Source organism: Acinetobacter sp. YH01004, assembly GCF_013420455.1.
Classification (GTDB): domain Bacteria; phylum Pseudomonadota; class Gammaproteobacteria; order Pseudomonadales; family Moraxellaceae; genus Acinetobacter; species Acinetobacter towneri.
On record NZ_VOXZ01000016.1, the window covers coordinates 23,917 to 45,147 of the forward strand.

Annotated in this window: 14 protein-coding genes, 1 tRNA gene and 1 pseudogene; 5 read left to right on the plus strand and 11 right to left on the minus strand. The window is 40.7% G+C overall.

Features of this window, described 5'->3' with window-relative positions; translation table 11 throughout:
* Nucleotides 1-5: 5 nt before the first annotated feature.
* Genes FTT71_RS10930 through FTT71_RS10940 form a run of 3 tightly spaced genes read right to left on the minus strand, consistent with a single transcriptional unit; the run spans nt 6 to nt 5,192 of the window.
* Nucleotides 6-710 carry a hypothetical protein gene (locus tag FTT71_RS10930; protein WP_004970164.1) on the minus strand — a complete coding sequence of 235 codons (705 nt, stop codon included), beginning with the start codon at nt 708-710 and terminating at the stop codon, nt 6-8.
* The gene (locus FTT71_RS10935; protein ID WP_131261260.1) at nt 697-2,310 is read right to left on the minus strand and encodes a glycoside hydrolase family 19 protein; all 1,614 of its coding nucleotides are present in this window, start codon (nt 2,308-2,310) and stop codon (nt 697-699) included. Before FTT71_RS10935 ends, FTT71_RS10930 begins: the two co-directional genes overlap by 14 nt.
* Nucleotides 2,310-5,192, minus strand: coding sequence for a type VI secretion system Vgr family protein (locus tag FTT71_RS10940; RefSeq protein ID WP_180079809.1), 2,883 nt, complete (start codon nt 5,190-5,192; stop codon nt 2,310-2,312). Before FTT71_RS10940 ends, FTT71_RS10935 begins: the two co-directional genes overlap by 1 nt.
* 394 nt (nt 5,193-5,586) lie before the next feature.
* Here FTT71_RS10940 and FTT71_RS10945 point away from each other — a divergent pair, with 394 nt between their 5' ends.
* The 3 genes and pseudogenes from FTT71_RS10945 to FTT71_RS10955 form a co-directional block, all read left to right on the plus strand.
* The gene (locus tag FTT71_RS10945) at nt 5,587-5,814 is read left to right on the plus strand and encodes a hypothetical protein (protein ID WP_004970172.1); all 228 of its coding nucleotides are present in this window, start codon (nt 5,587-5,589) and stop codon (nt 5,812-5,814) included.
* A gap of 206 nt (nt 5,815-6,020) precedes the next feature.
* Nucleotides 6,021-6,096: transfer RNA gene (locus FTT71_RS10950), tRNA-Thr, on the plus strand.
* Between the two features lie 363 nt (nt 6,097-6,459).
* A pseudogene (locus FTT71_RS10955) lies at nt 6,460-6,717 on the plus strand (PAAR domain-containing protein); the annotation flags it as partial.
* Nucleotides 6,718-6,787: 70 nt separating this feature from the next.
* Here the strand turns inward: FTT71_RS10955 and FTT71_RS10960 are convergent.
* The 7 genes from FTT71_RS10960 to FTT71_RS10990 form a co-directional block, all read right to left on the minus strand.
* Nucleotides 6,788-7,618: a cyclopropane-fatty-acyl-phospholipid synthase family protein gene (locus tag FTT71_RS10960; protein ID WP_154321174.1), complete on the minus strand. Its 831-nt coding sequence runs from the start codon at nt 7,616-7,618 to the stop codon at nt 6,788-6,790.
* Between the two features lie 297 nt (nt 7,619-7,915).
* Entirely contained in the window at nt 7,916-9,223 is a 1,308-nt protein-coding gene (locus FTT71_RS10965; RefSeq protein ID WP_004970183.1) for an FAD-dependent oxidoreductase, read from the minus strand.
* Nucleotides 9,224-9,646: 423 nt separating this feature from the next.
* Nucleotides 9,647-10,531, minus strand: coding sequence for a pirin family protein (locus FTT71_RS10970; RefSeq protein ID WP_154321175.1), 885 nt, complete (start codon nt 10,529-10,531; stop codon nt 9,647-9,649).
* Nucleotides 10,532-10,727: 196 nt separating this feature from the next.
* On the minus strand, nt 10,728-11,291 hold the full coding sequence (ahpC, locus tag FTT71_RS10975; protein WP_004970191.1) for an alkyl hydroperoxide reductase subunit C: 564 nt from the start codon (nt 11,289-11,291) through the stop codon (nt 10,728-10,730).
* A gap of 250 nt (nt 11,292-11,541) precedes the next feature.
* Nucleotides 11,542-12,117: a single-stranded DNA-binding protein gene (ssb, locus tag FTT71_RS10980; protein WP_096902231.1), complete on the minus strand. Its 576-nt coding sequence runs from the start codon at nt 12,115-12,117 to the stop codon at nt 11,542-11,544.
* A 51-nt stretch (nt 12,118-12,168) separates the two neighbouring features.
* Nucleotides 12,169-13,533, minus strand: coding sequence for an MFS transporter (locus tag FTT71_RS10985; RefSeq protein WP_136144259.1), 1,365 nt, complete (start codon nt 13,531-13,533; stop codon nt 12,169-12,171).
* Between the two features lie 215 nt (nt 13,534-13,748).
* On the minus strand, nt 13,749-14,834 hold the full coding sequence (locus FTT71_RS10990) for a DUF475 domain-containing protein (protein ID WP_004970195.1): 1,086 nt from the start codon (nt 14,832-14,834) through the stop codon (nt 13,749-13,751).
* 304 nt (nt 14,835-15,138) lie between these two features.
* On the opposite strand from FTT71_RS10990, the gene tenA reads away from it, so the two are divergent.
* Nucleotides 15,139-15,813 carry a thiaminase II gene (gene tenA / locus FTT71_RS10995; RefSeq protein WP_004970198.1) on the plus strand — a complete coding sequence of 225 codons (675 nt, stop codon included), beginning with the start codon at nt 15,139-15,141 and terminating at the stop codon, nt 15,811-15,813.
* 146 nt (nt 15,814-15,959) lie between these two features.
* A complete protein-coding gene (gene uvrA, locus FTT71_RS11000) occupies nt 15,960-18,794 on the plus strand; it encodes an excinuclease ABC subunit UvrA (protein WP_004970200.1) in 2,835 nt (944 codons plus the stop codon).
* 117 nt (nt 18,795-18,911) lie between these two features.
* Here the strand turns inward: uvrA and FTT71_RS11005 are convergent, their stop codons facing one another.
* The gene (locus tag FTT71_RS11005) at nt 18,912-20,612 is read right to left on the minus strand and encodes a GGDEF domain-containing protein (RefSeq protein WP_180160951.1); all 1,701 of its coding nucleotides are present in this window, start codon (nt 20,610-20,612) and stop codon (nt 18,912-18,914) included.
* Nucleotides 20,613-21,231: the final 619 nt, after the last annotated feature.

Below are 21,231 nucleotides of genomic sequence, written 5' to 3' on the forward strand. Positions count from 1 at the left end.
ATACATCAAATAACATCGGACAGCATAATATATGCCTTTACCACTCCATTTTTTTTACTAATATAATCAATACTTAGGAAAAAATTATCTTTGTTTTTTGCAATATGGTTTATTTTGACTCGATCCCCTTGGATGAGATAAGACTTTTTCCGAATAAAATAACGATCAAACAAGAATGCTTTAGGAGAAGTTATCATCAGATTTTGAATCTCTCTTCCTAAGTCATCTTTAAGCACATAAACTTTATAACCATTTAAAAAATAAGTACTTATATTTATGTTTGGAGCCAAAGATTTCCATTCCTCTTGTCTTGAATAGCTTCCAGACTTTAATGTATAGATTCTTTTGTAGCTGATTGCTCCATCTTTGAACCTTTCAATAATCTGATTATTTATAAATTCAGGATCATACAAAGGACTTAAATAAAATTCTTTTGCCTTCAGGGAAGAAATTTCAAATATTCGATACTGCCCACTTGGATTACAGTCTTCAGTATAATTGACCACTACATATTTTTTTAAAGGAATACCAAAATACTCTACTGAAAAAGCATCTTTATCAAAACAATAGTCTTTTTTATTAAATAATAAGAAATTTTCTCCGTTTTCATTATAATAAATACTATTTTTTTCTTTAATCAATATTTCTTCTGCCGATACATAACAAGTAAAAAGCAATAAAAAAAATAGATAAAATTTATTTAAACCCATCTCTTTTCTCAACCTCTTTTAATATTTTTATAAATAATTTTTTTCTTTCAGCCATACCATTATTTCCACCGTTTATTCTCCTACTAACAGATTCAACAACTTTTAAATGATAGTTATCACTATAAGTGCCATTTAAATCTTTATATCCTTTGTGAATTAAACTATCAGCATTTTTAAATACATTAAAAGCCCAGACTGAGCTATCTACAGCATGAAATAAATCATCACAGAGTAATTCCGGATTATTAACCACGTCAATTCCAGAATAGCTTTTATATTTTTTATACGCACTTTTCCAAGTTAGCTGAATTAAGCCTCGCCCTTTGTATTTAGGGCCATCTCCTAAAGATGTGTTTCCTTCAGCCAAAATTTGTTTTCTTCTTCTACATGCTCGGCTTTTTTTTATATCACAAACAGATGGTGGAAAATTTGAAATATCATAATCCTTACCGCTCGCATACTCAATCAATGTATTAAAATGATCACACTCATGATAAATTTGTGCTAAAAAATGACATAACATTAATTTGTCTTTAAGATTATGCTTAATTAGGCTTTTGTTTAACTCTATAACAAATTTTTCAGGTGGAGTATTATGTGTCGATCGCCCTTTCATTACACGATGAGAAAATAGTTTATTAGAGCCATAAACAGCTTTAAAAAAACTTAATGAAACTATCTCCTCTAAATTATACTTGATACTTTTCTCAATACTCGGCCTACCCTCTGCCGTGATACCTTTAACAACCTCCACATCCAAACGCAATTCAACCGCATCTGCACGCATTCTTTTTGCACTATAAGTCACAGGGCTTAAAGCATCCCCATTCGGCTTTAATACTCTAAATTGCAAACGCTGCCCCACCATACTGAACAATGGAGTACTGCCATTTAAAATGGTAATTATCTGTTTTTTACCCGTATCCAACATCAACATTTCAATATCAGTTGGAGTTTCAATTAACTGCTCACCTGTTCTATCTTTTAGTTTTAATTCAGATCGGCTTTTGAAATTACTATATGGTTCATCGAGTTGTATTAAAATCGGCTGCTGTGAGCCATTTTTAGAATTTACCTCACATTTCACGACAAATTGATCATTTGAAGTTAACACCAAAATTTCAATATCACGCTGTGGTGATGACAATACCTCCACGATCCCATTTTCATTGGTATATCGTTCATAAGCATTTTTCCGCCCTCTAGGTCTTGATTGAATAGGAAAATTTGAAACCACTTTCCCAGCACAATCTACCACTTTAAAAGTAGTTGTAACAATTCTAGCTTTGGTTTCACCTAATTCTTTTTGTTTATATTCTTCAATTGTTTTAGGTAACTGAATTTTTATTGGATCTTGTGATGATGAACCAATAGATGTATGAATGACCTTAAAAACAGTAAAATCTTTTTGATTGGGTGGTTTTGCCAGTATTTCTACTGTTCTTTGTGGAGATGCCTGAAATACAAACTGCCCATGAAGATCAGTTTTCTGAAGATTTTCACGTTTTGAACCTTGGTATCTAGACATAACATTTAAGTTGATCACCCGACGCCCTGAACGATCATAAAATTTTGATGTAATTGTGACTAAATTACTCATTAGCCTAAATCCTCTTCTGCATAAACTTCATCTTCTTCTAATTCTGTTTCTTCTTCTATTTCAGCCCATAATTCATCAATATTATTATCTTGTACAGCCGACTGAGTTAAATAGACATAGGATGAATTAAACCCTAACGCAACGAATTCAGTTTTTTCTGACGTATAAAATCTTAATGAACTGACACTCTGATTTGCATCTTGTATATTTTTATTCGTGTTAATGAGCCTTCCATCTTGCTTTCCGACAACAAAAATCTCTTTCTCATCTTCAGTTGCAACATCCCACTGATAATCAATTTGATGACTATATTCAGTCTCAGCTTGAGGCAAACTGTATTGGACGCTTGCCACCCGTTCCCCACCCTCAAAACAATGCTGTCCTGCTTTCGCCTCAAATTTAGCTGAAGTACTCACAAAAACACCTTTTGAATTAATTTTGATTTGTGAACCACCTGCCGTTAGCACAATTTCTTTTGGACTGGTAATTTCCACCCGATCTTCCGTAGAAATCAGCTTGATTTTCTGGCGTGCAATTGCATCTATAGCACCATCTTGTGCCTGAATTTCGACTTTACCCTTGGCTGCAAAAGCACGTATACCTTGCTCCGCTGCAAATAAACTGATTTTATCGCGTGCATGTGTAATCACAGATTTTTGGGTAGAAACATTAATACTGCCTGCGGCACTTTGATGAATATGTTGATCTGCAGAAAGGTGTAAATCTTGCTGAGTTGAAACTGCAATTGAGTTGGGCGCACAAAGAATCATAACCGCCTGCTTAAAACTTGCCGCTTTAGTTTGATCTTCTAGTTCAATTTGATTTAAAAATTCTTTGAGATGCTCCAGTGTTTCCAAAGGATCTGTTTGCTGATTTTGTGCCAACTCACTTAAGCCTTTGCTTGCCGCTAAACTGGACTCCAATTGCCTTTTGGCAGGACTCGCATCTAAATGATACGCTTGTGCCTGTGCTTGTGGATGAGTTGAAAGCAGTAAGCCTGCACCTGCACGCACAGCTCCCCACCGATCAGTTCTTAATTCAAAGCCTTCGCCGCGCCCAATTGAATCCTCCTGCCGCATTGGATGGCTCAAATATCCTAAATTCAACTGACTCGCAGCATGACTACTCTGCAATTGCGCACTGAATTGTTTGGTGGTGTCATTGAAGCGAAGTTGGTTAAACCCTGCACCACGTATTTCTTGTGAACGAATCCCGCTCAAGTATTTGGTATCGGGTAGAGTTCCAACTGTATCGAATTGTGTCTGTTGTCGTTCTGCCTCATGTAAACGTCCAACCACAAAAGGACGATCAATATTGCCATCAAAGAAATCCACCACCACAATTTCACCAATACGTGGGTGAAATCTTGCACCATAACCCTCACCTGCCCACGGTGTGAGTACATCCACCCACGCCGAATCGCTCTCATTGTCGTTGGCACCCGCACCACCATCATGCAAGTGGTCATCACTTCGGGTAAATAAAAACCGAACTTTAATACGCCCCCACGCATCTACATGCACGGTTTCATCCTCAGGTCCAACCACTTTAGCGCGCTGTGGATAAGCCACGGGACGATGCAGTAATGGATTAAACTCTGGAACGAGCGCAATATGTCGTCGAATCAAATTCAATTGACAAAATTGTTGAGGATCACCCTCCAACGGTAACTGAAATGTCCACTGACTTTGTTGCAGCAGACTCAAAAAATGCTGTTGTAATTCAGGTGCTAAATTGTTTTGGTTATAAAACTGTTTGGACAGTATTAAAAACTCTCGTTCAGTTTGGGGATGTTGATCAATTTCAGCATGCCCGTGTAATTCAAACCAATACCCCACTTGCGCATCACGTAAATTACTTTGCGCGGAAAAATATTTTGCCTGCAAATCATAATACTGAGCCAATTGTTGTCCCAATTGTTCTAATTGTTCGGTACTTGCAGCTGTCACCTGATCTTGCCCAGTTAAGTCTTGCATCCACGCAGGACTCACGCACCACGCCTGTTCTAAACTTAAAGCTTCACTATTTTGTGTGCTACTTTGTAAGGGCGATGTGAACTGTACTGAATTTTGGTCCTGTGCCAAAAGATCGGGTTGCCAGCGTTGTAACTGTACTTCAGTGGGTTGCAGGTTACGCTGTGCCATCCAAGTGTAAATGCTATCCCGCTGCTCGATTGCACTTGTACGCTGAAATGCCACTCGTCTACGTTTTAAGGGCTGATAATGACTATTCTGCTCAATCAGTCTTAATTTTTGTGTATCCATAGGCGTTAAAAAATGCTCAACCCAAGGTTGTTTTTCATCCACCAACCAATTGATGCCTTCGCTACGCCACAAACGGGTTAAAAACTCATAATCGCTTTCGTTGGATTGTATGATGAGAGGTCGAACTGCATAACGCTGACTGAGACCACTTAAATCTAAACTTAAACTTGCAGCAAATAATGCACTGCGGTCTTGCCATTCTTTAAACAGAATTTCACTCACCTCCACCACAGTTTTATTCATAAATACCCGACTGTTGCGGCGTTTATGCCACAAAGCCGTTGCATCCTGAATCTGCAATTTATAGAGACTGAGCGTGCCATCACTTTGCCCTTGCGCTGCTGCAGTAATAATGCCGCTATGTCGAAATAATTCGCCTTGATCGGTGAGTTGATCTACAGCCACCCGACTGCCAATAAATTGTTTCAACGGCAAATTTGCATGCGGTGAGAGGCATAAGACATCCATCTGCAAACCTTGGTTGATGGCATGCTGACCATAAACGCACTGCAAAAAGACCTGATGATTTAAGGCTGAATTAGAAAACTGGATATGAATTGTGCGGTGTTGAGGGCTTAAGCCAAATTTTTCTAATACAGCAAAGAGTGAACTTTGCATTGTTATTATCGTTGCTATTTTTATAGTGGCGCTATTCTAATCAGCAACTTGGCAATTATCTAGAGCGTAAAATGGATAAAGCGATAAACGGAATTTGCAGTTAAGACCATCTCCATCGCCAATTTTGATAATCCTCAATCCCTCTATTGATGAAAAATCAACAAACATGACACATTGCGTTACTCTGCAGTCAAGACAATCTTCAATCGCTATGCTACAACTGAGTTATGCCGTCAAAAAAGGAGAGGTGAAGAAATTTATTGTTTTTTATCAAAACCTTTTTTTATTTTTATTTCGTCATCTCAGCTTTCTACATAAAAGGGTCATCATTAAGCTTTAGCATAATAAAAGCATGCAAATGCCTTACATATATAACTGCTATTCGGGAGCGAACATGAATAACAGCCAAAATTATGTCAAACAAATTAAAAATGCTAAACGTGGAGGATATACGCCTACCATCGCCAAAGACATCAACAAACATAAGATTCAAAAAGCCATTCGCCTAATTGAACAATGGAGAACGCTCGCAAATGAACTCAAACCACAAATGCAACTTGATATGGCCTTTACCTTAGAAGAATGTGCACAGGATTTAGATCGTATCTTAAGAAATAAATAATCGCTTTTTCACACCTCATTTCAGGTTGTTTTCTTCAATGAGCCCACCCGCTGGGCTCATTTCCTACAAAATCTTCTGTGTGATTTCCTCGTTTGTAACGCGCCAAAACCCTGCATACAAAATCTGCAAAAAATCTATGCCATGCATTAAACGGTTACTTTTTGGCTTGCGCACACGTAAAAATTCTGTAAAATTCTCTACACAACGCCGGCATAGCTCAGTTGGTAGAGCAACTGACTTGTAATCAGTAGGTCCACAGTTCGAATCCGTGTGCCGGCACCATATTAAACCTCATAAATTAAAAATTTATGAGGTTTTTTGTTTTTATAAACGTATATTTTTATCTTCCTCATGCTGCTCGAATCTCCAATTTATTTAGGGCTTCGATGTATCTGCAAAACTTCAATTGCAATACAAGATTGTGACTTTTCACTTGTTAAATGTATTTTATGATTTAGAATGCTGTACACATATTTCAGATCGTATTTTTATATTGATGGTCTATTTTGTTGATGTTTCATCCTTATAAACTGACATTTAAAAATATTTTTGTGAATTAAAATAAAAATTTAAAATTATAAGTCTTAGAAAATTTAGTATAAAAAACAATGCTTCTCTAAAGTTTTCTAGTTTAAGGAATACCTCATGGCTCAAAGCTTTGCAACGCATCATTCCATGACCAATCATGGTGGAATCATCCTTGCCAATCAAATGCGTGTTTCTCAAATGGGAAATTTATTTTTAGTGGCGGGTGATGGACATTTCTGCCCTAAGTGCCAGCGTTGGTCCACAATTATAAAAAGTCACGATCATATTCTTTTTGATGACAAAGCCGTGGGTTATGTCGGGGATCAATTGACGTGTGGCGCAAAAATTTTACCGAAACAGTTTCATGTGGTGGGTGGGATTTAAAGCCAATTATGAACATCCAAACACCGAAAAACTTCATTATCTAGCAGCTGATTACGATAGATTAAGCTTTTTCCGCACTCACCTGCACATATTTAATCCAGCCATCCGCATAGAGCTTGGCACATAAACGTGCGGTCATGGCAATTTTAAACCAGTCTGTATCTCGCGTTTGTACTCGATGCTTGAGATGCTGATTCACATAGTCAGCAAAACCCGCCAAAACTTGTGCCGACAAATCTTCCACCTGAATCTGTTTAAATTCAAACTGTTCTAAAACCGCTCGAAGCTGACTTTCAGACATCAGATCTTTAAAATTGACAGCGGCAGATTTTAATAAGGCACGATATTGCAGCTGTTTGAACGCATGCGTTGGCGCTTGTTCTGCCCAAATTAAATAATGAAAGCCCAAACGTCCATTTGAATTCAAAACCGCACTGACCTGACTTAAAAATGAATTCAAATGACTGTGATATGCTGCATCGATACAGAACACCACATCAAAACGTGGTTGTGGAAAAAGTGCTTTTAAATTTAAAAATGAAGCAGCGTGAATTTTAATATTTGAATTTAAATGTTGTCGAATCGACTGCACATGATGATCTTGTAGCTCAACAGCTTCAAGTCGTTGTATTTGATAGTGTTCCAACCAATATTTAAGACTGGCACCTTGCCCACAGCCTAAATCCAGTACAACATCTTTTGAATTTAAATGCACTGCTGCGGCCAAATGCGCTGCTAAATTTTGACATGCAGCGGGATAATCAGATCCCACTGCATCTGACCAATAACCTAAATTGCTCCACGGCAGTGCGGAAGTATCTCCCAAATATGCCGCTTGAATGGCATATTTATGTTTTGGAAAATGCTGTCGTATCGCCTGTTGCCATTTCATACTGACTCAGTCTAATTCAAAAAAGAGGGGCTGTTGATAATTCATCTATGTTTGCGACAACGCATATTTTTTAGCTGATATAAGGCATGAGGCAGGAAATTTAGTCATTCTAAATGACTGACTCATAACGCAATAGCAGCAAAAAATATGCTTGTCCTGAAAGGCTGTGGCTAAAACTTTCTCAGATTGCGTTATGAAACTTGGCAATAGTCTCGCTATTCCCTGCGTTTCATGCCTGATCTGCTCAGTTTTAGCCTACAGCACAAACCATTTATGAAATATCAACAGACCCTAAACTTAATAACCTAATTGCGGCGCAACCTCAACTTGTGGTTTTAAATCAATAAACGGTAATGGTGCACCAAAAATTTCTGCAATATGCATAGCGGAAGTCACTGCAGATTCTAAAATTGGTAAACCATCGCACGACCATGAACCGCAGAAGAACACTTTACGATTGTCTTGGTGATGGCGCTGCTGCAACTCTTTGTTTAATGCCACTGTCTTTGAATCCACCACAGCGCGGGTTAAAGTTACCGTTGAAATGATCTTTTTCGGATCAATTGGTGTAACTGGACGCCATGTTTGGAACACTGGCGATTTACCGACCAAAGTTGGTTCGATCGAGTTAAGCCATACCGTAAATTGCTGACGAGTAAATTTACGATCCATCATATAACTTAAAACAGACCAATCTTTACGTTTTGGCGGCATCACCGTTTGATCAGTGTGAATCACCAAATCACCCTGCTCGAATTTGAACTGTTTAAGCAATTCAATATCTTCTGCAAATTGTTGATTGTCCAAGAAGTCTTGGACTTTAGTGGTTGGCGTTGCAATCACCACACGGTCAAATGTTTGCGACTGACCCTCAGAATTTTCAACAATTACACCATCTTCTTGTTGATGAACACGAGTAATCGCTGCACCACTTTGAATATTAATACCTTCAATCAACTTATCAACCAATGCAGGCGTGCCACCTTGTAAACGCAATAATGCATCACCATCAGTCAATTGGCGTAAAAATACCAACAATGGTTTTGCTGGCCATTCACCAATGGTTTTAGGGTCACAAGTACAAATGGTGTAAAGCACTGGCATCACTGCACCATGCCAAAACACTTCTTCAATTTCGTTACGGTTGATAAATTCCGCAAGGGTAATGTCTTGGTTTTTAGATTTGAAAAATTTAGCGATGGCTGTTTTTAACTGCAACATGCCTTTTACCAAACGCCAGCCGTATTGTTGTATGCCTTTACGGTTGTTAATGATTGGGAAATTACCAATACGGGTACGGCTTGTGGTCAGCCAAGTTTCGGTACGATCTTCAAATAACCAACTGCACGCCATATAAGTACGCACAGGATAAGTTTTAATGCCTAAATGTGTGGCCAAGCTGAGGGTGTTTTTCCACAAATGTGGGTTCATGACCCGTAACGGCGCATCAATTAAACCATCCTCAAATTCGATGCTATGACTGTCCATTCCACGACCAGGCAGCGCCTCAAAAATTGTAATGTTATGCCCTGCATCTTTAAGAATTCTTGCGGTAGCCAGTCCAGCCATACCACTACCGATCACTGCGATATCCAAACCGATCATCCATCTTTTTACATACTTTATGAAATTATGAACCATGCCTAAGGAAAATGAGCTATTAAAAACTACCAGATTGTGTACTTTTCACAGAGAAACAACACAAAGTACATTGGCAATATGATTACATTTTTTAACAATCAGAAAGTGCTTAAATAAGCCTTAGAATTTATTTATATTATTTCTTTAATACTATAAATAGTGTTCTAAACCATGTAGATAAATTCACCAATTTTATAATTTTCGTTTTACAAATAAATCTCTAAACGCTATGATACCAAGCACAAAAATAATAACTACATCACATATAATTATCATAAGGAATATGATCAATCCGCTAAAACTAGAAATTTGACAGCGCCAGAACAACAAAAGCCTCGGTCGGGACATCGACATGAGGCTTTTTTCTTGGCTAAGATTTTTTAAAGCTTAACCCGCTTGATGTTGAATCGGAATTTCACCAAACTTGCCTTGATTAAAATCTTCAAAAGCTTGAATGATTTCCTGCTTGGTATTCATGACAAATGGACCATAGCCTTGAATAGGTTCATTTAATGGCTTGCCTGTCAGCACTAAAAATTGCGTATCTTGCAGTGCTTCAAGCTGAATTAACGCTTCGCCATCTTGAGCAAATAACACCACTGAGTGATCTTGCACAAGTTGACTGCCATTGACCCGCACTTCACCTGCCAACACCACCAATAAAGTATTGTGATCTACCGGCACATGCAGCGCTTGGGTCTGTGCAGCTTTCAATTGTCCATCCCAAACATTGACAGGGCTAAAGGTGCTGGCAGGCCCAGATTGCTCTGCGTACTGACCTGCAATAATGCGTAAATGCCCCGCCTGATTTTCAAACTCAATTTTCGGAATATTTTGAGATTCAATGGCTTGATAACGTGGCGATGTCATTTTGTCTGCGGCAGGCAAATTCACCCAAAGCTGCACCATTTCAAACAATCCGCCTTGTGCTGCATAGTCTTTGGAGTGAAATTCCTCATGCACCACACCCGCACCTGCTGTCATCCACTGCACATCGCCTGTTTTGATGGTGCCACCACCACCTGCCGAATCTTTATGCGTCACTTCGCCCCGATAGGCAAGCGTCACCGTTTCAAAACCGCGATGTGGATGCGAACCAACACCATGTTGTGCGGTAGTCGCATCAAAATGATACGGCGCTGCATAATCCAAGAGTAAAAATGGACTGATCGCCTGCCCTAAACGGTCATAAGAAAATAGATTTTTGACTGGAAAACCATCGCCCACCCAATGCATGTTTTGGTTGCGATATAAACCGATTATTTTTTTCATGTGTTACACCTATTGCTAGGAGAATAGATGTTTTGATCTTAATCGCTCATCGCACCACAACCTAGTGCAAATTTGGCATACAGCATTGCAAGAATGGAATAATCTTGCTGAAACTTATACATGGTTAAACAAATCATGAGCATAAAAAATCCAGAAGCGAGGTTCTGGATTTTTAAAATTGAGTGCGATGATTCGATTAGATTTTACCCACCAAATCAATAGATGGTGCTAGGGTTGCATCGCCTTCTTTCCACTTGGCAGGGCAAACTTCGCTAGGGTGTGCATGCACATATTGCGCTGCTTTTACTTTACGCAACAACTCTTGCGCGTCACGACCAATACCGCCTGCATTGATTTCTACAATTTGGATTTTACCTTCAGGGTCAATCACGAAAGTACCACGATCTGCCAAACCTTCTGCTTCAATCAGCACCTCAAAGTTTTTAGACAATGTCCAAGTTGGGTCGCCAATCATTGGATATTGAATCTTTTTAATTTCTTCTGAGGTGTCGTGCCATGCTTTATGGGTAAAGTGTGTGTCTGTAGATACTGAGTAAATTTCCACACCCATTTTTTGGAATTCAGCATATTGATCGGCTAAATCGGCAAGTTCAGTTGGGCAAACAAAGGTGAAATCTGCAGGGTAGAAAAACACCACTGACCATTTACCAATAAAGTCTTGCTCAGATACGTCAATAAATTGACCATTGTGGTAAGCGGTTGCGTTAAATGCTTTGACTTGGGTATTGATTAAACTCATGGATGACTCCTCAATTCGTTTCGGGGATTGCTTATCTTGTGTAGCTAGAATACGAAAATCGAAAGAATCGGTAAAACAGTGTTTTTTTATAAAAATAATCGGATTTATGAATTATAAATCCTATCATAGTTTGAAATTTAATCGAGAAAATAGATATTTGCTAAATATCTGCATAAAAAACCCTTTGTCGAAACAAAGGGTTTGGATGATGATTTTCCATTTTGAATCAAATGGCTATCTCTAGTATGTCTCAAAACGGCAAATCATCATCTAAATCTGCAGGTGCGGTTGCAGGCGCAGCTTGTGGCTTCGGTGCAAAACCACTTGGGTTATTGTTGGCATAGCCACCACCCTGATTTTGGTTAAAACCGCCTTGATTTTGATTCGCATAACCTGTGGCTGGAGCTTGGTTCTGATTGCCATAACCGCCTTGGTTATTGTTAAAACGTGGTTGAGCAAAGCCACCATCTTGCTGGTCAGATTGTCCACGGTTAGCAGAGTCGAGCATTTGCATTTGATCGCCACGAATTTCAGTGGTGTAACGCTCTTGACCATTTTGGTCTGTCCACTGACGCGTACGCAATGAACCTTCAATATATACTTTAGAACCTTTGCGTAAATATTGCTGTGCAATCTCGCCTAAACGGTTATGTAAAACAATGCGATGCCACTCTGTTTGCTCTTTACGCTCACCTGTGTTTTTGTCTGTCCAGACATCACTGGTTGCGATAGAAAATTGAGTGAGAGAACCACCATTTGGGAAAGTTTTTGTTTCAGGATCACGACCTAAAGTACCCACTAAAATGACTTTATTTACACCACGCATTAGACGTTTTCTTCCTATTTGTTTCTATTATTTACTTTATAAGAGTTATGCTTAAATGGCTACCTCTTTCCCAAACAAGTGCGTTAATTGTTGTCGCGCAGCATCATCAATTTGCTGTTTATCCACTTTCACATAAGCCACTTGCTGGTCAGACATCACCACGACCTCTTCAATACCACGAATTGCCAAAAGTTGAGAAGTCCATTCATCTGTTTCTCGGTTCTCAGGCAAACGCAACACCAAAGACGAAAGATAGCGCGGCTGCGCCAATCCAAAACTAACGAATAGCCAAATTATAGCAATCGCGGTCAAAATACTCCAACCGATTGCGGTGTGGTTGAGCATCAATAATTGTCCGCCAATCATCCCACCAAAGAATGCACCCAAAAACTGACTGCTGGCATTTACACCCATCGCGGTGGCTTTAGATTGAATTGGTGCAGCCTTTGACAACCACGAAGGTAATAAGGCTTCCATAACGTTAAAGGCAATAAAGAATAAACCCAAACCCAATAAAAGGATGTATTTCGATTCAAACCCGAAAATCAGCACCAACAGCCCTAAAATAATACCTGCAATCGCGGTCAGGAAAATGCCACGCATTTTGCGATATTTTTCTGCCAAAACAATGCTTGGAAATGCCACGAACAGACTGACCAACAACAATGGCAAATACACCCAACCATGATGCTGCAAAGGAATATCGGCAAATTGGATTAATTGCGAAGGCACATAAATAAACATGGCAGTCAGCAATAAATGTAGGGTAAATACCGATACATGCAGACGGTTTAAATCGCCCATTTTCAGGACTTGCTTTAACTGAGTGATATAGCCTTGCTGAAAATTACGATGATGACGCGTGACTTTAGGCACCAATAACAACATGAGAATCGCTGCTAGTCCCATCACTGTGGTGACCCAAAATAACCCTGAAATACCAACCCAGCCCGTAAGCCATGGCCCTAAACTAAAGGCCACCACAAAGGACATACCGATACTCATCCCCATCACCGCCATGGCTTTCATGCGGTTTTCTTCGCGGGTCACATCGGCCAGTAATGCCATCACCACGGCAGATACTGCGCCACCACCTGCAATGGCACGACCAATAATCACGCCATAAATGGTGTCAGACATGGCTGCAATTGCACCACCCAAAGCAAACAGTAATAAGCCAAAAACCACCAATGGCTTACGGCTATAACGGTCTGCAATTAAGCTAAACGGAATTTGTAAAATGGCTTGGGTGAGTCCATAAACACCAACGGCAAGACCAATCAGTGCAGGAGTTGAGTATTGATATGACTGCCCTGCTACTGAAAATACAGGAATAATCATGAACAGACCCAACATGCGCAATGCAAAAATACTGCTTAAAGCAAAGGTCGAGCGGCGTTCTAAGGCATTCATCATATCAATCGACTAAAACTAAATAATTTTGAATTTGCAGATATCCTACAACATTCAGCTTAAGGATGCTGATTTTTCCCGATGTTTATTCAACAGACCCTACTTTTTCAATAAAAAAGGGCGCAACGTTGTGCACCCAAATTTATATTTTATACAGTCTTCATCACCGTATTGCTCTGTGATTTCGCGGCAATACAGCAACGGGCATCACCATAGCATTAACCCGCTTTTGCCTGACGTTTTTTAAATTGAATAGATGCAATCACCGCCCAAACAATAAAGGCAACACCAATTAAACCTGTCACCACTTCTGGCACATGCAAGCCTGTACCGCTGGCAATCATAATAAAGGCCAACGCACCAATCGCATAGTGCGCACCGTGTTCAAGGTAAATATAGGCATCCAACGTGCCTTTTTCGACTAAATAAATCGTCATCGAACGCACGAAAATTGCACCAATCGCCAAGCCTAACATGATGATCACCACATCAGAGGTGATTGCAAATGCACCAATGACACCATCAAAACTGAACGAGGCATCTAGCACTTCCAGATATAAAAAGCCCCCAATACCCGCTTTCACCACGCCTGTCGGTACGCCATTTTCGTCATGACGCACAGCATTGCCCTGTTCATCGACCTCTGGTTCACCGCCCAACATGTGACTCAGCACTTGTACGCCAATATAAATCACGATGCCCCAAATACCCGCCATCGTCACCACAAGGCGCTTATCTTCCACCACATTGGCCGCCATGATTAACAAAGTCACTAAGGCCAAAAATACCGACATGGCAGGCACGCTTGCCAGATTGCTCAAACGACGCTCAAACCATCTAAACCAGTGCGTGTCTTTTTCATCATCCAAGAAAAAGTTTAGGAAAACCATCAACAAGAATGCGCCACCAAAAGCAGCAATTTCAGGGTGATGTGCCATCAGTTTAGCCGAATATTGCTTCGGATCATTCAATGCCAGTTGCACCACTTCCATCATGCCCATATCGGCAGTGACCGCCACAATGACCACAGGGAAAATTAAACGCATACCAAAAACTGCAATGATAATCCCCACGGTTAAAAACAGCATTTTCCAGAAATGATCCCAACCGCGCAGCACTGACGCATTCACCACCGCGTTATCAAACGACAACGACACTTCCATAATCGCCAAAATTGCGGTAATGGTTAGTGCGGTAAGCATGGTTTGCACACCTGCTTCTGGGCCATGGGTATAGCCCCAGTATGCAGATAGCGCAAGACACACAATCGAAAATACGATTGAGAAACCAAAATGTTTCATCATGAGAAACGACCTATCACTATATTTTGATCTGAACTTTTCATCTGCCGAATCTGTACCATCAACGCAAAGTACAGTTTTGATTAAGCTTTAACAGATACAAAAATTCTGAAAATTGAATTGCCCGAATTTTAAATCGGACAAAAACTGAGAATGTAAAATTTTATGCTGCAATTATGACGCTTTTTCCTCAACTTCGGCAAAATTCTTCGTATGATTTTTGGTTTCCCGATCAGATACCGTGAAAACCGTGTTTTTCATTCCCAAACTGCTATAGTGAAATGCAACGACATATTAGGAATTTAGGATGCGCTTTTCTCAAGACGCTTGGCAACGTAACCTTGCCCTTTATCACAAGACGCTCGCTTTACCATTTAATCAGGAGTTGGCACAAGGCACCTTAAGTAAAGCTGCTTTTGCACATTATGTGATTCAAGATTCACATTACTTAATTGCCTACGGGCGTGCACTGGCAGTCTGTGCGGCTAAAGCTTTTGATGCAGATGATATTATTCAGTTCGCAGATGCCGCCAAAATCGCAATTGTGGTGGAACGTACCTTACATGACAGCTTTATGCAGGAGTTTGATATTTCCAAACAGGAATTTGAAAGTACTCCGCTGACCCTTGCCTGTCATCACTACACTTCTTATTTAGTCGCAACCGCATGGTCAGAAAGCTATCCTGTGGTATTGGCATCACTACTGCCATGTTTCTGGATTTATGCCGAAGTTGGTAAAGATATCGTCAATAATTCTGCACCGAATAATCCGTATCAGGCATGGGTCGATACCTATTCGGGCGAGGAATTCCACACCGCAGTCAATAATGTGATTCAAACCATAGACCGTGTTGCTGCGCGCTGTGATGCCGATACCCTTGAAAAAATGCACCACGCCTACACCAAAGCTGCAGAACTGGAATGGTTATTCTGGGATAGCGCCTATCATCAACGTCAGTGGCCGGGTTTAGATCAAGCTTAACGGCCGCCCTCACGCACCGTATGGCAATCGCTCCATACATACAGTGCGACAGCTCATGACCGATAAAGCATGAAAAATAACACTTGAACAATTTTCATGCGCTATCATATATAGGTTTTTCATTTGCAAAATATCGAGAAGTTTTTATGAGCCAAAGTCATATCCGTATTCGAGGTGCACGTACCCATAACCTAAAAAACGTGAACCTTGATATTCCACGCGATAAATTTGTGGTAATTACGGGTTTATCTGGTTCAGGAAAATCTTCACTGGCGTTTGATACCCTTTATGCCGAAGGACAGCGTCGTTATGTCGAATCGCTTTCTGCATACGCACGCCAGTTTTTATCGCAAATGGAAAAACCTGAAGTCGACTCGATTGAAGGTCTAAGTCCCGCAATTGCCATTGAACAGAAATCGACCAGCCATAACCCGCGTTCAACCGTGGGTACCATTACCGAAATTTACGACTATTTGCGTTTACTGTATGCACGTGTCGGCACACCTTACTGTCCTGAACATGATTTACCAATGGTGGCGCAAACTGTTTCAGAAATGGTCGATGCTGTAAAAGCACTGGAAGAAGGCACTGCCTTAATGCTACTCGCGCCTGTGATTCGTGAGCGTAAAGGCGAATATGTGCATCTGTTTGAACAGCTACAAAGTCAGGGTTTTGTACGCGCCCGAGTTGATGGCGAAGTCATGGACATTGACCCACCACCAGAACTCGATAAAAAGAAAAAACATACCATTGAAGTGGTGGTAGACCGTTTTAAAGTCCGAGATGATTTGGGCAACCGTATTGCCGAAAGCTTTGAAACTGCACTGCGTTTAGGTGGCGATTTAGCCATTTTATCGTGGATGAATGCGGAACAACCTGATCGTATTTTTTCGGCCAAGCACTCTTGCCCGCAATGTGACCGTGCCGTGGCAGAACTTGAACCGCGCCTGTTCTCATTTAACAACCCTTTTGGCGCTTGTCCAACTTGTGATGGTTTGGGGACACGTAGCCATTTCAGTGCGGAAAAATTGATTCCAAACCCTGAACTGTCGATTAGTCAGGGCGCAATTCGCGGCTGGGACAGACAGCGTCCGTATTATTACAGCATGCTGGAAAAAGTCGCGGCACATTATGAACTCTCACTCGATACGGCATGGAATCAGCTGGACAGCGTGACACAAAAGAAATTCCTGTATGGCACAGGTAAAGACAAAATTGACCTGAGCTATACTGATGAACGTGGACGCCACCATAAACGTGTGATTGCGTTTGAAGGCGTGTTACCGCATTTAGAACGTCGTTACCGTGAAACCGAAAGTAATTATGTACGTGATGATTTGGCGCAGTATTTATCTAATGCTGCCTGTGATGCCTGCGGTGGTTCACGTTTAAATGAAATCTCTCGTAATGTCCGCGTGAAAGACAAAACCATTGCTCAAATTACCCAAATGTCGATTGGCGATGCCGAAGACTACTATCAAGGCTTAAATCTTGAAGGGGCCAAAGGTGAAGTCGCAGATAAAATCTTTAAAGAAATTCGTGAACGTCTGCACTTTTTAGTGTCGGTGGGTTTGAATTATTTAAGTCTGTCACGCTCCGCCGAAACTCTTTCAGGCGGTGAAGCACAACGTATCCGCTTGGCATCTCAAATTGGTGCGGGGCTTATGGGCGTGATGTATGTGCTAGATGAACCTTCAATTGGCTTGCACCAGCGTGACAATGATCGCCTGTTGGAAACCCTGATTCGTTTACGTGACTTGGGTAACACGGTGTTAGTGGTAGAACACGATGAAGATGCGATTCGCGCTGCCGACCATATTATTGATATTGGCCCAGGTGCAGGTGTGCATGGTGGACATATTATTGCCGAAGGCACCTATGCAGAACTGGCCGAACATGCAGACTCCCTAACAGGGCAGTATTTATCGGGCAAATTAAAAATTGAAGTGCCGAAAACGCGCACCCAACCGCCACATCCCGAACAACAAATTAAGCTGATGGGCGCAGCAGGACATAACCTAAAAAAAGTGGATCTCACTTTGCCTTTAGGGGTAATGACTTGTGTCACAGGCGTGTCGGGTTCAGGAAAATCTACCTTAATTAACCGTACTTTGTTGCCTTTGGCTGCAACACAATTAAATGGCGCAACTACATTAACCGCAGAAAAATTCGACTCGATTGATGGTTTGCAATATTTAGATAAAGTGGTGGATATTGACCAAAGCCCGATTGGGCGAACGCCACGCTCGAACCCCGCGACCTATACAGGCTTGTTCACTCCAATTCGTGAGCTGTTTGCGCAAACCCCTGAAGCCAAAGCACGTGGTTATGCAGCAGGACGCTTCTCCTTTAACGTTAAAGGTGGACGCTGCGAGGCCTGTGAGGGGGATGGCATGATTAAAGTTGCCATGCACTTCTTGCCAGATATGTACGTGCCTTGCGATGCCTGTCATGGTAAACGCTATAACCGCGAAACTTTGGAAGTCAGTTATAAAGGTCGCAATATTTCTGATGTTTTGGAAATGACCGTTGAAGATGCCATGCATTTCTTTGATGCCATTCCTGTGATTCATCGTCGTTTGGAAACCTTAAATCAGGTGGGCTTAGGTTATATTCGTCTTGGACAATCAGCTACAACTTTGTCAGGCGGTGAAGCACAGCGCGTAAAACTGGCGCGTGAACTGGCCAAGCGAGATACAGGCAAAACCCTGTATGTACTGGATGAACCGACCACTGGTTTGCACTTCCATGACATTGCCAAATTGCTCGACATCCTGCATGAGCTACGCAACAAGGGTAATACCATTGTGGTGATTGAACACAACCTAGATGTGATTAAAACTGCAGACTGGATTGTCGATTTAGGCCCTGAAGGTGGTGCAGGCGGTGGACAAATCATTGCCGAAGGCACACCTGAAACTGTCGCAAAATCTAAAATTTCACATACCGCAAAATTCTTAAAACCGATGTTAAAAGGCTAAATAGATTATTTCAGTTTTTAGCCCATCCAACTTTAAATACAGATTCAGCACAAAACCTGTGCTGAATCTTTCACTCTAGGCTTTTTATCATTTCGGAATGGGATCACTTACTGCAACTTACCCACCAGCAACGGCATTGCGCCCACGTGCTTTGGCTCTAAATAAGTGTTTATCGGCTTTTTCCAACAATCTGCTCCATGACGCAGCACCCACCGCCACGCCAGCACTGACCGACACTTGAATATAATCATTCAGTTCTGGAATAAAAATTTCTTGATTCACAATATGGCAGCGCAATTTATCTGCCAAATACAGCGCCTCAGTAAATTCTATTTGCTCAATCAAAACCAAAAACTCATCGCCACCATAACGCACCACCAAGTCTGAGGCACGGACATGCGCTTTGAGAGTATCGGCAATACATTTTAAAGCTTGGTCACCTACCACATGCCCGAAGGTATCGTTAATGTGTTTGAATTTATCCACATCCATAATAATCAGACCAGTTTTGCTCAATTTTTCAGGTCGATGTTCTAAATATTTGATGTATTCCTCAAGCGCCAAACGGTTGGAAACACCAGTTAAGGCATCGGTATTGGCAATATTACGCAGCTGAAATTCTAAAATATCACGCTGCTCTAGGCGTTGTTTTAATTTTTGAATGGCCTCTAAGAGCGTTACCTTGTCTGGATTTTGCGTCCCTTGAGCTTCATCATCATAAGCTGCCAAGCGTAAAATTTGGCTGCGTGCCTGAATTAAAGGAATAAAGACCTTTGAGCGCGCATAGACCATGGTGAAAATAGCAGCCAATAACGAAATAATTGACGCTACTAGGGTTAAAATGAAAATACGCTGAGCTTGATGATAATCTTTGTGCGCAACCTGCAAACTGTGCGCTAATATAAATGACTGCAAACTGACCACAGTGTTGAATTTATCCACCATTTTTTGGGTGAGTTCAGTGCCTGTCAATGAATAGGGTTGCCCATCAATACTTTGCTGAATCAATTGATTGACGATAGGAATTCCCTCATCCAGAAACTCCTTTTTTAATTGATCATGCAAAATATTATATTCAGGAATTTTATGTGCTTCAGGCAAAATGGTATGGATTAAATCCCACAAATAATAAGCTTGGCGTTGGGTTTGCAAAGAGCTCGCCAAATTGGTTTCAGGAATTTTTTCAGCAAACGTTACCGCGGCAATAATATTGGATGCCACCCTTCCCGCTTGATCACGCAAATCTGAAAGAACAAAAATCACACTATAATAGGTCGATACCGATGAGTCTTTTGCCACTGAATCGAGCATGACGTGTTTCAGCACATGCTGAGAACTATCCCATGCTACAAACATTTTTTGAATCGCATGATCCATCTGCTGAGAGCTACGCAAATGTTGCGGAGTTGCTGCATATTCATCGACCGCCTGACGCCCTTGTTCTAAAGCGGTCTTTAATTGATGCGATAAATGATGCGCATGGATAATAAAACTTTCTTTTCTTAAAATATTGATGGTCTGTTCAACTTGCTGATCCACGCCAGCACGGTACGCTTTCAGTTCTTGTAAATTTTGCTGAAATTCAGCTGCTGAACTCGACATGACTTTGTTCGCAGGCGCTCGTTCACGCGAAATACTATTGGTCAGTTCAGCCACTTTGCCTAATACAGAAATTTCAATTAAAGCACGTTTTGTTTTTTGATAACTCTGATAACTATTCACCATCAGAGGAACGCAAATAAAAAGCAATGACACGATAATAATGATCATCGAGATCAACAGTCGCTGACTGATATGCTCTGTGCGCAATTTCATCATCATGCTAAGTTTCACCTACGTCATTATAACTGTGCAAAATCGTGGACTTGATCACTTAATCGGCGACTATATTACATGAGCAATCTTTAAATTACTTACAAAAAAGATAATTAATTCACTTATATTTTAAAGCCGTCTAACTAAGTCATCTCATTCAAGAGAATTTCTAAAAGCATGCCCTGCGCCGACTTACCTAAAACAACAAATACAAAAAATAATGTTTCAGCATGCAGAAAATATTTTACAGATGCAACATTTGGGTGCATAATGCACCTCATTAGGGCGAGTTTAGTTTTTCCTCAGCAGTAAACTAAATTTACCCGCAAATTTTGGCGAAAAATCCCAGTTTTTGAAAGAAAACTGGGATTTTTTTATGGGTTTTGATCATATCACACTCTCATACTGCACCATATCGGTGCAATTTTCGCAAAACCATTTGCGTTTTCACATGCAAAAAAAAACCCAACCTTGGGGAAAGTTGGGCAGATAAAAAGCAAACAATTATGGAGAATCAGATCGCACTACTGGATGAACCAAGCTTAGGATTTGATGGTTAAATTATGAGATAAGTCACATAATTTACAAACCCGACTTAAGTAGTAGGACTTCATGGTGGAAT